The following is a 13463-nucleotide window of genomic DNA, read 5'->3' as shown; positions in this document are numbered from 1 at the left end:
AATGATAATGAAGATTTAGATAATGCCTTAGGAACAGCAGTTTCTATTGATGTTTTAGCCGATGATTTATTATCCGATGGAAGCACACCATCACCATCAGATGTTACATTAGATTTAGATACTCCAATAGGGGCAACATCACCAGTAACAGGAACGAATGGTAATACAATAGGGTTTACAACAACAGAAGGGACTTGGTTATACAATGAAACCACAGGCGTTTTAGAGTTCACACCAAATGGAACATTCGAAGGGGATCCATTACCAATTACTTATAACATTACAGATGTAGATACAGGTGAAGTAAGTACAACACCAGCAACAGTAACGATTACTTACGAAGATCGACCAGTAGCAGTAGATGATAGTAGTACAGGAAATACATCAGGAAGTACGGTAACAATAGATATTGTAGATAACGATACAGATGGCGATAATAATTTAGATCCAACTACGGTAAGTTTAACAGCACCAGTAGGAGCAACTAATATTGTAACATCAACAGATGGTGATATTATAGGATTTGAAGTGCCAGGCGAAGGAGTTTGGAGTTATGATGAAACGACAGGAGAGATTAGTTTCGATCCAATAGATGGATTCACAGGAGACCCAACAGATATTGAGTATACTATATTTGATGAAGATGGAAATGAAAGTACAGATCCAGCAAGCATCAATATAGAATACGCTATTACACCACCAGTAGCTGAAGATGATGTTAATGACGTAGCAACTAATATTGGTGATCCAACAGTTATTAATGTTTTAACAAACGATTTATTATCAGATGGTACCACACCAGATGTAAGTGATGTAACTGTAGATTTAGACCCTAGTACTCTAGGTGTTCAAACAACTCTTGATGTAACAGGAGAAGGTATTTGGTCTTATGATCCAAGTACAGGAGATGTAACTTTTACTCCAGAAATAGGGTATGAAGTTAGTCCTACACCAATACCTTATGAATTAGTTGATACGGATACAGGACAATCTGATACAGCTACTATAACTGTGATTTATGAAATACCACCAGTTGCAGATAATGAATCTAGCACAGGAAATACTCCTGGAGAAATAGTATCACAAGATATATTAGTTGGTGATACAGATGCAGATGGAAATATTGATGCGACAAGTGTGAATTTAGTAACACCTGCTGGTGCAACTAACATCATTACAGATTTAGATGGAGACGTAATTGGGTTTACGGTTCCAGGAGAAGGGGCTTGGTTGTATGATAATAATACAGGTAGTTTAAGTTTTGATCCTGAAATAGGTTTTACTGGTGATCCAACATCTATTGAATATACTGTTGATGACAATGATGGTAATACAAGTAATATTGCAACAGTAGTTGTTGAATATGCTAACATTCCTCCAATCGCAAATGATGATTCTAGTACAGGTAATGATACGGGAAACCCTGTAACATTAAATGTGTTAGCAGATGATACATTATCTGATGGTAGTACACCAGATCCAGATGATATTATATTCGATTTGATTGTTCCTGCAGGAGCAACAGACCCAATACTCGGAACGAATGGAAATACTATTGGATTTACAATACCAGGAGAAGGTGTTTGGATTTATGATGAAGCAACTGGAGATGTTACTTTTACTCCAGAAGCAGGATTTACAAACGACCCAACAGATATTCAATATAATTTAACAGATGTAGATACGGGAGAAATAACAGTTTCACCAGCTACAATAACTATTGATTATGATATTGAATTCCCAATTACGGAGAATGATGAAGATTTAAATAATCCAACAAACGCTATCGTTAGTGTTGATATTTTAGATAATGATAATGATCCTGATGGGAATTTAGATCCAGAAACGGTTAATCTAGTAACACCTTTAGGAGCAACTAATATTGTAACAGATGCAGACGGTGATGTAATTGGATTTGATGTGCCAGGAGAAGGAACATGGATATACGATTATTTAACGGAAGAATTAACTTTTACTCCAGAGTCAGGTTTTGTTGAAGATCCTACTCCAGTTAGTTATACTGTAGATGATAATGATGGAAATATGTCTAATACGTCAACAGTAACTATAGATTATGTAGATGTTGCAGATTTATCATTAACTAAAATTGTAGTAGATAATGATATAACGCCATTAGTTGGTTCAGAAATCACTTTTGAAGTTAGAGTATTTAATGATGGTCCTCAAGATGCATCTGGAGTTCAGGTTTCAGATTTATTACCATCAGGATACGATTTTGTATTGTACAGTTCTACTTCAGGAACATATAATGAAACAACAGGTTTATGGGAGCTAGGTACCGTGTTATCTGGTGAATCTGAAACTTTATTAATTGATGTATTAGTAAATGGTACGGGAGATTATTTAAACATTGCAGAAGTAATAGCTTCTAACGTATTTGATATTGATTCTGTTCCTAATAATGATGATGGTGATCAAAGTGAGGATGATGAAGATAACGCAATAGTGACACCAGTAGAATCTGTTTCAGATTTATCATTAGTGAAAACAGTTGTAGATGGAGATGTAACACCTTTAGTAGGTTCTGAAATTACATTCCAAATAACAGTAAGTAATGATGGACCACAAAATGCAACAGGAGTTGAAATAACAGATTTATTACCATCAGGGTATGATTTCGTGTTATTCAGTTCAACATCTGGAGCTTACAATGAAACAACAGGATTATGGAATATTGGAGGAATTGCAAGTGGAGAGTCTGAAACTTTATTAATCGATGTATTAGTAAATGGTACGGGAGATTATATCAACATTGCCCAAGTAACAGCTTCGGATATTTTAGATACCGATTCAGTACCTAATAATGATGATGGTGATCAAAGTGAAGATGATGAAGACAATGCCTTTGTAACTCCGGTTATATCTATAGCGGATTTATCATTAACTAAAGATGTTGTTGATGGAGATACTATGCCTCTAGTTGGATCTGAAATCACATTTATAATAACAGTAACTAATGATGGACCGCAGGATGCAACAGGAGTAGAAGTAACCGATTTATTACCTTCTGGTTTCGATTATATTTTGTTCAGTTCAACATCAGGAACTTATAATGAAGCAACAGGAGTTTGGACTGTTGGTAATGTAATTAATGGAACTACTGAAACATTATTGATAGATGTATTAGTTAATGGTTCTGGCGATTACTTAAACGTTGCTCAAATATCAGGTTCTAATGTTGTAGATAACGATTCTGCACCAAATAATGATGATGGAGACCAAAGTGAAGATGATGAAGATAATGTATTGATTACTCCATTAGATGCAATGGCAGATTTATCTCTAGAGAAAACAGTGGTTGATAATGAAATCATGCCAAATGTTGGAGATGAAATTACATTCCAAATTACAGTTAGCAATGCTGGTCCAAATGCAGCAACTGGAGTAGAGGTTATGGACCTATTACCACAAGGTTTCGACTTTGTTCGTTTCAGTGCAACTTCTGGTATTTATGATGAAATTACAGGATTATGGAATGTTGGTACAGTTCAAAATGGAAGTACCCAAACATTACTGATTGATGTTATAATTCATGAGCCAAGTGGAACTGCAGGTGAATACTTAAATGTTTCTCAAATTACAGCAAGTGATGTGATTGATCCAAGTAGTACGCCAAATAACGATGATGGTGATCAAAGTGAGGATGATGAAGATAGTATATTAGTAATGACTGAAACTGCCGATTTAAGTTTAACTAAATCTGTAAACAACATGAATGCTAATGTTGGTGAAGTCGTAACGTTTACACTTCAAATTGATAACGCAGGAGTAGATGATGCAACTGGAGTTGCTTTAGAAGATATCTTGCCAATTGGTTATAGCAATATTACTAACATAAGTAATGGAGGTGAATTGATAGGTAACAGGATTACATGGAGTGGTTTAAATGTGCCTTTAACAGGTTTAACCATTACTTATAATGGTACTGTTAATATGCCAACATTACAAGCTGGTGAGTATTTAAATATTGCTGAAATTACTGCTAGTAATCAATTTGATCCAAACAGTGAGCCGGATAATGATGATGGTGATCAAAGTGAAAATGATGAAGATAGTACATTTATAAATACACCAATTGCCGATATTGAGGTAACAAAAGTAGTTGATAACGGAAACCCTTCAATAGGTGAAACAGTTGTGTTTACTATTACTGCTAGTAACTTAGGAAGTATAGATGCTACTTCTGTAGAAATTATAGATGTATTGCCAAGCGGTTACGAGTTTACAGATTATGTAGCTTCATCCGGAATCTACAATGAAGAAACAGGATTATGGAACGTATCATTAGTTGCAGCAGGAGTTGCCGAAACGTTAGAAATAACGGTTAAGGTCTTAGATGTGAATGATTATGTAAATACAGCATCTCTTGAGTTCTTAGATCAAATTGATTCAGATGAAAGCAATGATTCTGCTGATGCGTCTATCGCTCCACAATGTTTGAAAATTTATAATGAATTTTCTCCTAACGGAAATGGTAAAAACGAATTCTTCTACATTGATTGTATTAATAATTATCCTGAAAATAAGCTTGAAATATATAATAGATGGGGTAATGTAGTTTATGTAAAAGAAGGATATGATAATACTTTTGATGGTATATCTAACGGAAGAGCTGTAGTTAATAAGAACGAGAAATTACCAGTAGGAACGTATTACTATATTTTAGATCTAGGTGATGGTTCGGAACCAAGATCGGGTTGGTTATATTTAGTGAGATAAAAATAGATTTAGAAAACAGGGTTATACCTAAAATATAAAAATTTAGAAATGAATTTAAAATTGAAAATAGTATTAAGTCTAGTATTGGTAATTGCACTGCATAAAACCAATGCCCAACAAGACCCACAGTACACAGATTATATGTTTAACACGCTAACCGTGAATTCTGCTTATGCAGGTTCACGGGGGCATTTAACTGCCACGGGTTTACATAGAACGCAATGGGTTGGTTTAGATGGAGCTCCAACTACACAGTCGTTTAGTATAGAATCACCTGTTGGTAAAAATGTAGGTTTAGGTGTTGTTTTGGTTAATGATGAACTAGGACCTTCAGATGAGTTTTACTTAGATGCGAATTTCTCATACACCATTCCCTTAAATAATTACAGTAAACTATCTTTCGGTATTAAAGGAGGAGGTAGAATGCTTAATGTGAATTTTACAGATTCAAACCAACAAGAACCAGGGGAAAGTGTTTTTCAAGATATAAACAATAAATTTTTACCAACAGTTGGTGCAGGTGTGTACTGGCATAGTGAAACGAGTTACATTGGTTTATCGGTACCAAATTTTTTAACAGATGAACATTATGATGGGATTCAAAATGCTGTTGCGGCAGAACGATTGCATTATTTTTTAATAGCAGGAAAGGTATTCGATTTAAGTCCTACTGTTAAATTTAAACCCGCCTTTTTAGGTAAATTTGTAGTTGGTGCTCCAATTATAGCAGATGTATCTGCTAACTTCATGTTTAATGATGTTTTAAGACTTGGAGTTGCATACCGATGGGACGATTCTGTGAGTGGTTTATTAGGCTTGCAATTAGGTCCAAAATTAATGGTTGGGTATGCTTATGATGCTACTACAACAAGATTAAAAAACTTTAACTCTGGAAGTCATGAAATTATGTTACGTTTCGAACTTAGATCTAGAGAAAAACAATTAAAATCGCCACGATTCTTTTAAAAATGAACTACATGAAAAATACAATTACACTTTTATTTTTATTCACAATAAGTATTTCTTTTGCTCAAAGTTCAACTAAAAAAGCTGACAAATTGTTCGATAGAATGTGGTATAAAGAGGCTTCGGTTTTATATGAATTAGAGCTTAATAAAATTGAAAGAAAAGATAAAGAATTTACAGACAGTAATGATTCAACATATGTTAGGCTTTTAAAGCGAGCAGGAGATTCTTATTTTTTTAATACAGATATGAAAAATGCCTATGTATGGTATGATAAGTTGATATCCAATTTTTATCCAAATGTAGATTCAGAATACATCTTTAGATATGCACATGCATTAGAGGGAACAGGTAAGTATAGAGAAGCAAAACGCTGGATGAAAGAGTTTTCTAAAAGAACTATAGATAGCGATGATAGATCGGTTTTATTAGATCAAAAATTATTGACAGTTGAAGATGTTTTGGATATTCAACCCGGTTTCATTTTAAAGAACTTATCTACAAATACGAAGTATTCAGATTTTGGGCCTATGTATTATAAGGATCAATTAGTGTATTCCTCTGCTGTAGATTCTTCTAACTATCACACTAGAATTTACCATTGGAATGAACAGCCTTTTTTAAATATGTATTTAGGGAAAATAAATACTATAGGATCGGATGTGAAATTGATTGATGAATTTTCTAAAAATTTAAATACACGTTATCATGAGGCTACTTTAGCTTTTTCTCCAGACGAAACAAAAATTTATTTTACTCGTAATAATTATAACGGTAGTTTGCATAGAGATGATAAAGGCACAAACCATTTAAAACTTTATAGTGCGGAGTTGCGTAAAGATGAAGATAGTTTGCCTACATGGCAAAACGTAAAAGAATTACCATTTAATAGTGAAGATTATTCAGTAGGTCATCCAACAGTAAGTAGCGATGGGAAGTTGTTATATTTCGTTTCGGATATGCCAGGTTCTATTGGAGGTACAGATATTTTTGTTGTAGATATTTTAGATGAAAAAACAAATAGTAAAATACAAGATAGTACTTATACCGGTTATTCTAAACCAAGAAATTTAGGTGAAACGATAAATACTGAAGGACGAGAAATGTTTCCTTACATAACAGATAATGCACTGTATTTTGCATCTGATGGACATTTAGGACTTGGTGGACTGGATGTTTATGAAAGTCGAATTATTGATTCTAATTTTCAAAAACCAGTAAATCTAGGAGCGCCATTAAATAGTGAGTTAGACGATTTTGGTTTTATTATAAATGAAGAAAAAAACAAAGGCTTTGTATGTTCAAACAGATTAACAGGTAAGGGTGATGATGATATTTACTCATTTGTTCGTTTACCAAAAGAAGATGTTTTATGCGAGCAATTAGTTAGAGGTTATGTATCAAATGTAATTACAGGAGAGCGTATTGCAAACGTGAAAATGACTTTGTTTTCTAGTGATGGTAAAGAGTTAGAATCGACTACCACAGATATTGCTGGGGCTTATAAGTTTAATTCTGTTTTAGATTGCGCTACCAAGTTTAATGTTGTAGCAGCCAAAACAGGACATGAAACGAAAGAAAAACCAGTGTTAACTTTAAACGAAAATGGAGAAACCGTTGTTGCTTTAGGTCTTGAAACACTTAATGAACTAATTGTTGAAGAACAAGGTGTTTTAAAAATAAAAATAGGAATTATTTATTTCGATTTAGATAAATCCTTTATTAGAAACGACGCTTCTATAGAGTTGAATAAAATTGTTTTATTGATGGCGCAGTACCCTGAAATGGTTATAAAAATTGAATCGCATACAGATGCTAGAAATAGTGATTCATACAATTTAAGTTTATCCGATAGAAGAGCAAAATCCACTAGAGACTATATAGTAGGTCAAGGTATAAATGCTAGCAGAATTAGTAGCGCAGAAGGATTTGGTGAATCACAATTAATAAATCATTGTAAAAATGGAGTTAAGTGTAGCGAAAGTGAGCATCAACTTAACAGAAGATCCGAATTTATAATAGTGAAGATGTAGGTTGATTTTAAAATATTTCAAAATAAGAAAAGCGGATATATATTTATATATCCGCTTTTCTTATTTTATATGTTTATATATGCTGTCTAATAATTTTTTTTCATCAAAAGGTTTAGTGATAACAGCGTTAATACCGGCTTTTTTAAAACGTTTTAAATCTTCTTGAAAAGCTTCGGTTGATAGAAGGATAATAGGTGTTTTTTTATGATCTTTTGATAAATTACGAACCGAAGTTGCTAAGTCTACAACCGAATAATCGTGTATTGTATTTGCTAATAATATCAAGTCGACTTCTTGGCTTGTTATATTAGGGATCAATTCTTCTCCTTTAGAAATTATATTTAGGTAGAAATCTCCAGTGGCTGCTAATATTTTCAAGAGGGTAAGTTGCATTAATTCCGAGTCTTCAACAAGCAGTATATTGCGCTTTACACCTAAATGTGGTAATTGATTTTTTAATAATTCCTGTTTTAAACTATCATTAAAAAGGGACTCGTTAATACTTATATTACATTTAAATTTGGTTCCTTCATTTATAGTACTTTCAACGGTAATATTACCATTCATTTCAGAAATAATATGTTCTGTTATTGAAAGTCCAAGTCCTGCTGTGTTTTCATTTTCAATTGTAGATTCAATTTTTGTAAACCTTTCAAAGATAAAATCTAATTTGTTAGGAGGAATACCACAACCTGTATCTATAACTTCAATTTGGATATTAGCTTTTCTGGCTCTAATATAATTAAGTGATACCTTTAAGTCTATAGAACCATGGTTAGTAAACGTTATGGCATTGCTTAATAGATTTTCTATAACTTGTTTTAACCTCGCAGAATCCCCTCTAAGGTAATCAGGAAGACGCTCATCAATAGAAATATTAAACTTAAGAGATTTGTTAGATGCGAGAATTTTGTATGCCGAAACAATATCTTTTAATATTTCTTTAAAATTAAAAACTTTGTCAACTAGCTTAAGTTTACCAGATTGTATTTTAGAGATGTCTAGAATGTTTTCAATTCTATCTTTTAAATCCTTATTTGAAGATAGAACAATCCCTAAATAATTTTTTTGTTCATCGTTTAGCTGATTGTTTTTTAGAAGTAATTTACTAAAAATTAAAGAAGCCGTAATCGGGTTTCGAAGCTGGTGGCTAAAATTTGCAATAAAGTTATTTTTAAAAGTTTCTTTTTCTAGTAAGTATTCGTTCTTTAATTCTAATACTTGAGAGTTTATAATAGATTCATTTCTAGTTTGAGCAGCAAGTTGATAGTTACTGTAGTGCTTTGTTAAGTCCTCAATAATTACGAGGTTTTCGTTTTTGTTTTGTGAATGTATTGTAACATCTGTAATAAAAAGCAGATCTTCAAAATTTAGATTGATGCAAGAAAAATCAAAACGCTCGTTTTCGATTAACAATAAGCTGCTTAATATTTCAAAAAAAGGATGGCTATTTTGTAATAAATCGTTTTTTTTAACGGGTAAGATGGTCTCATCAGATTCTAGAATGCATCCAGAGTCATCGACTAAAATGTATTGAAAATTATTTTTATGAAATTTTTTTTTATAAGCTTCTAACATGATTCTAAATTAATGCGTTAGCTAATTTAGCAAATAGAGTTTCAACTTTACTACCAGTTTTCGCGCTAACAAATAAATCGACTAAAGAGTCGAAAGTATCGCTGTATTGCGTTAAATATGTTTTGTTTACCAGATCCATTTTGTTACCCACTACTTTGATAGGGATGTTTGGGTAATTTTCTTTTAAAAAATTTAGCTCGTCAGCAAGGTTTTCAAAAGTTACGGGTCTAGATAAATCGAATACGTATATAAAGCCGTGAGTTCCTAATAAGTAAGAAGAACGTGTTTTTTTTATGTCGTCTTGCCCTTCCAAATCCCAAATAATTAGGGAAATAGATTCTTTATCAGTTACTTCTATTGTCTTTTTAGAAATATGAACACCAATAGTAACTTTATATTCTTCAGAAAAAGTATTTTGAACAAAACGTCTAATTAATGATGTTTTACCAACGCCAAAATGACCTATTAATACAATTTTTTTAGATGCTGTCATTTTCAAAGAAATCTTCTAGTTTTTTAGTTAATAATATTTTATTGTTTAAAATACTGGGTACCTTTTGTTTATTTATGAATTCAAGAATTTTATCTTCCAATTTATCTTTGAATATTATATTATAAGCCCCAGAAACAACAACGGCCATATAAAATGAAGAAAAATTTTGGAGGTGAATATGATAAAGATCATATTCTATGTATTGCAAATTTTGACTTTCTTTTTTAAAAGCATCTTCAACAAAACTCTTAATAGCGGTTAGCATACCAGCTACCATATCTTCATCGGCCATTTCATCTTTCGAAAATTCTGCTAATACAATTCCAGAACCTTTTTCAATAATAATTACCTGTTCTATTTTGGTATTGGTTTGTTCTTGAATCATTATGTCAGATTCATCAACACCCGATGCTTTAGATTTTGCTTTTCTAAAAAAACGTTTAAATGAAAAAGTATTATTTACTTGATTATTTATTTTTTCAGAAAGTAATTTCATTTCATGTTGTACATAACGCTTAACCATTTTTCCTAATATTGGAAAAAGTGCTTCAACAACAGCATCTTGCGAGTTTTTAATTTCTTTTTTTAAAGCTTCTGTAATTGTTGCCCCGAGCCTATCAGGCATTTCGTTTATAAATGCTGTTATTTTCTCGTCAATAATAGGGTCTATCTTAGTCGATAGGTTTTTATGATTATTAAGAGTCTCTTCAAGTATTTTAATTTTTTTCTCAATAGATGAGGCAAATTCTCGCTCATCATTAAGCAAAATATCTTTAATGATACTTAATTTTTCATCTTGATTCATTTAAGAAAATATATTTATTCACTTATATTTTTACCTAATTTGATAAAAAGCTCACTTAATAATTTACGATCAATCTTTTTATTATCAAGATTTTCTAGCTTATCATTTACGGAGTTTTCAAGATCGGTAATTCTAATGTTTACATCTGTACTAAGAGAATCAATATTTTTTAAAAGTTCAGATTCTACAGCGCTAATTAAATTTTGAAGTTCTTCTTTCTTAGCTAAAATATCAATTTTTAAAGCCTCAAATTCCGAATCGTAAGCCTGAATATTATCTCCAAAAATAAGCTCCTTAATGGCATCAATTTTTGAAGTGGTATTTTTAGATTTGCCATTCAAATGTTCTTCAGTCTCTACTTTTACGTGTTCTTTCATTTTCGGGAGTGTTTGCTATTAATACAAAAGTAATCTAAAATGGATAAAAATTATTGGATTTTGAGTTTTTTTAGAATAACCGATGCCTTAACTAAAGAGAAATAATGGGTTGATGTATAAATTGTAAGTTAGTAATGTGTTTAAAAGAATAAGCTATTTATCACTTTTTGTTATTTTTATGATGAATAAAGACGAGATTTTATATGCAAGTAAACACTTGTGTTTTAGGTGTTAAAAACACAAAAAACAAACTCTAATGTTTGTTTTTTCACCGACTAATTACGGGGGTAATTTATGGGTATTAAAAACTTAAGGGCGTGTTGTTTTAATTGTTCTTAATCTCGGTTTTGCGAATTAAAAGATTGGTTTTGTTTAATTAATTCTCGAAGAAATAACATGTTTTTGGTTAGTTGATTAACTTCATCTCTAATAGGTTGAGGTTTGTAATGGAGAGTTTGGAGTAAAAGAAAAACATTTAGGACTAGAGGAGATTAACATACCAAAAATAAATTGTTAGAACATAAGTGGTTTTATTAGGAAAGAAATAATAATTTTTCTCAAAAGAACATTTTTTTTGATAGAGACGTATTATTTTCTATATTTGACTGCTCGTACTAAATCGAACTGTTTAAATATAGAATAATAGTCTGAATTTTAATTATTAGTTTAAACAAGAAAAATGCAGAAATCCTATTTTAGCATCCCTCTTTCGTTACCGTTCCATATTGTAGCATTAAATGCTACCTTTTATTTTTTTATACCGGAAACTTATGGAAATGGTTTAGAAGGTATTATTTATTACAATTTAGCATGGTTCCTTACTACACATTCTACAAATTTTTATGCAACTGTAAGACGACAAGTATTTACTATTAAAGAAAAAAGTTTCTTTACACTATTTGTGTTATATGGGATGGCATTTTTTGCTTCGTTTACTTTCTTTGGGTTCAAGGATTACAGTCCGCTGTATCTCATTGCAGTATATGCGTTCTTTTGTGCTCAAATACTAATTTTACGCATGTTCTTTCATTGGGCAAGAAAAATTTATCTTTCTAATACAGTGAACAATACTAAAGTAATTGTAGTGGGATGGGATAAAAACCTAAAAAAGGTACGTGCCATTTTTGATAACCCAGAGCACGAGTATGAATATGTAGGTTTTTTTGATAATAAAACATCTAAAAGTCCTACTTATTTAGGGCCTATTGAAGACTGTTATAAGTATATTTTTGAAAATGATATTAGTGAAGTGTTTTGTATAGCCTCAAGTTTATCAAAAGAAGAAATTAAGAGTCTCATGCAAATAGCCGATAATAGTTTTAAGCGTATTAGAATCATTCCTGATAATAAAGAAATGTTCTCGCGTGCCATGTCCATTGAATTGTACGGTACAGTCCCAGTGCTAAACCTAAGAGCATCACCTTTAGAGTTGGAATATGCCAACTTTGTTAAGCGGGTATTTGATATTGTATTCTCCATTGGAGTTATTTTATTTGTTCTTTCTTGGTTGGTGCCGGTTGTATATATATTACAAAAATTTGATTCTAAAGGTCCTCTATTTTTTAAACAGAAGCGAGACGGGGTGAATAAGAAGACTTTTTTATGTTATAAATTTAGGTCAATGACCGAGACTAATGAAAGTGATAGTAAAATGGCTACTAAGGGAGATATGCGTATTACTCGATTAGGGAAAATTTTACGAAAAACCAGTATTGATGAGTTGCCTCAGTTTTTGAATGTGCTTAGAGGGGATATGAGTGTTGTAGGACCTCGACCGCATATGCAATTGCATACGGAGGAGTTCCAAAGCACTGTGGATAAATACTTGGTAAGGCACTTTTTAAAACCAGGTATTACAGGTTTGGCGCAGATAAAGGGGTATCGAGGAGAAATTATAGATAAATCTGATATTGTTAACAGAGTACGTTATGATATTTTTTATATGGAAAAGTGGTCCTTTAAACTAGATCTAAGAATAATCTATCTAACTGTTTTTAATGCCTTAAGTGGAGAAGAGAAAGCTTATTAATTGTTCTCTCTATTTAGAGATATATTATTAGTTTATTTTTAATGTGCGTAATAAGCATTATGCTTAAATATTCTTGGTGTTTCTTAATCTTAAATTCACTACATCTAACGTTTGTTCTTGAAACTCATCAACAAGGCACTAATAACTAGTTTACCGCTTAGGGCAGTTTCTTGAGCTTTAGCTAATATTATTGCTGGCGAAGAAACATGAACACAACTGATACCTTCAGTTCTAAAAGTAATACCCTTGTGTTTATTGTTTTTATTGATGAAATGATCTCGTGTATACTCATTAACCAAATAATTGTCCATACCATTATCGGTTAAAAAAATCCGGCGAAATAGAATCATTAAACTATTATCAGGCCAATTAATTACTACGCCGTTAATTTCTATATAATATTTTGGATTTTTTCAATATACTTTTTATTTTAAAAATTGCT

At 31.8% G+C, this 13463-nt stretch carries 9 protein-coding genes; 4 read left to right on the top strand and 5 right to left on the bottom strand.

Annotated features, from left to right (window positions below):
• From M4I23_RS16565 to M4I23_RS16555, 3 genes are all read left to right on the top strand, one after another.
• Positions 1-4740: gliding motility-associated C-terminal domain-containing protein (locus M4I23_RS16565; RefSeq protein WP_249755149.1), on the top strand; the 4740-nt coding region annotated here is incomplete at its 5' end.
• 48 nt (positions 4741-4788) lie between these two features.
• Positions 4789-5706, top strand: coding sequence for a type IX secretion system membrane protein PorP/SprF (locus tag M4I23_RS16560; RefSeq protein ID WP_158847573.1), 918 nt, complete (start codon positions 4789-4791; stop codon positions 5704-5706).
• Between the two features lie 11 nt (positions 5707-5717).
• Complete coding sequence (locus M4I23_RS16555; RefSeq protein WP_249755148.1) at positions 5718-7739, top strand: OmpA family protein; 2022 nt, start codon at positions 5718-5720, stop codon at positions 7737-7739.
• A gap of 60 nt (positions 7740-7799) precedes the next feature.
• Here the strand turns inward: M4I23_RS16555 and M4I23_RS16550 are convergent, their stop codons facing one another.
• The 4 genes from M4I23_RS16550 to M4I23_RS16535 are packed head-to-tail and all read right to left on the bottom strand — an operon-like array spanning position 7800 to position 10992.
• Positions 7800-9317 (bottom strand): ATP-binding protein, encoded by a 1518-nt coding sequence (locus M4I23_RS16550; protein ID WP_249755147.1) that lies wholly within the window; start codon positions 9315-9317, stop codon positions 7800-7802.
• Between the two features lie 4 nt (positions 9318-9321).
• The gene (locus M4I23_RS16545) at positions 9322-9810 is read right to left on the bottom strand and encodes a Rab family GTPase (protein ID WP_158847579.1); all 489 of its coding nucleotides are present in this window, start codon (positions 9808-9810) and stop codon (positions 9322-9324) included.
• The gene (locus M4I23_RS16540; protein ID WP_158847581.1) at positions 9797-10615 is read right to left on the bottom strand and encodes a cell envelope biogenesis protein OmpA; all 819 of its coding nucleotides are present in this window, start codon (positions 10613-10615) and stop codon (positions 9797-9799) included. The genes M4I23_RS16545 and M4I23_RS16540 overlap by 14 nt, the downstream gene beginning before the upstream one ends.
• A 14-nt stretch (positions 10616-10629) precedes the next feature.
• Positions 10630-10992 (bottom strand): fructose 1,6-bisphosphatase, encoded by a 363-nt coding sequence (locus tag M4I23_RS16535; protein ID WP_249755146.1) that lies wholly within the window; start codon positions 10990-10992, stop codon positions 10630-10632.
• 679 nt (positions 10993-11671) lie between these two features.
• On the opposite strand from M4I23_RS16535, the gene M4I23_RS16530 reads away from it, so the two are divergent.
• On the top strand, positions 11672-13021 hold the full coding sequence (locus M4I23_RS16530) for an exopolysaccharide biosynthesis polyprenyl glycosylphosphotransferase (protein WP_249755145.1): 1350 nt from the start codon (positions 11672-11674) through the stop codon (positions 13019-13021).
• A 104-nt stretch (positions 13022-13125) separates the two neighbouring features.
• On the opposite strand, the gene M4I23_RS16525 is transcribed toward M4I23_RS16530, so the two are convergent.
• On the bottom strand, positions 13126-13332 hold the full coding sequence (locus M4I23_RS16525) for a hypothetical protein (protein WP_249755144.1): 207 nt from the start codon (positions 13330-13332) through the stop codon (positions 13126-13128).
• Between the last annotated feature and the right edge of the window lie 131 nt (positions 13333-13463).

The organism is Algibacter sp. L4_22 (genome assembly GCF_023473045.1).
Lineage (GTDB): Bacteria > Bacteroidota > Bacteroidia > Flavobacteriales > Flavobacteriaceae > Algibacter.
This window is presented reverse-complemented; position numbering and strand designations above follow the sequence as displayed.

Coding starts and splice junctions, on each gene's coding strand:
- M4I23_RS16560 (WP_158847573.1), top strand. CDS start 4,789: ATGAATTTAAAATTGAAAATAGTATTAAGTCTAGTATTGGTAATTGCA.
- M4I23_RS16555 (WP_249755148.1), top strand. CDS start 5,718: ATGAAAAATACAATTACACTTTTATTTTTATTCACAATAAGTATTTCT.
- M4I23_RS16550 (WP_249755147.1), bottom strand. CDS start 9,317: ATGTTAGAAGCTTATAAAAAAAAATTTCATAAAAATAATTTTCAATAC.
- M4I23_RS16545 (WP_158847579.1), bottom strand. CDS start 9,810: ATGACAGCATCTAAAAAAATTGTATTAATAGGTCATTTTGGCGTTGGT.
- M4I23_RS16540 (WP_158847581.1), bottom strand. CDS start 10,615: ATGAATCAAGATGAAAAATTAAGTATCATTAAAGATATTTTGCTTAAT.
- M4I23_RS16535 (WP_249755146.1), bottom strand. CDS start 10,992: ATGAAAGAACACGTAAAAGTAGAGACTGAAGAACATTTGAATGGCAAA.
- M4I23_RS16530 (WP_249755145.1), top strand. CDS start 11,672: ATGCAGAAATCCTATTTTAGCATCCCTCTTTCGTTACCGTTCCATATT.
- M4I23_RS16525 (WP_249755144.1), bottom strand. CDS start 13,332: ATGGACAATTATTTGGTTAATGAGTATACACGAGATCATTTCATCAAT.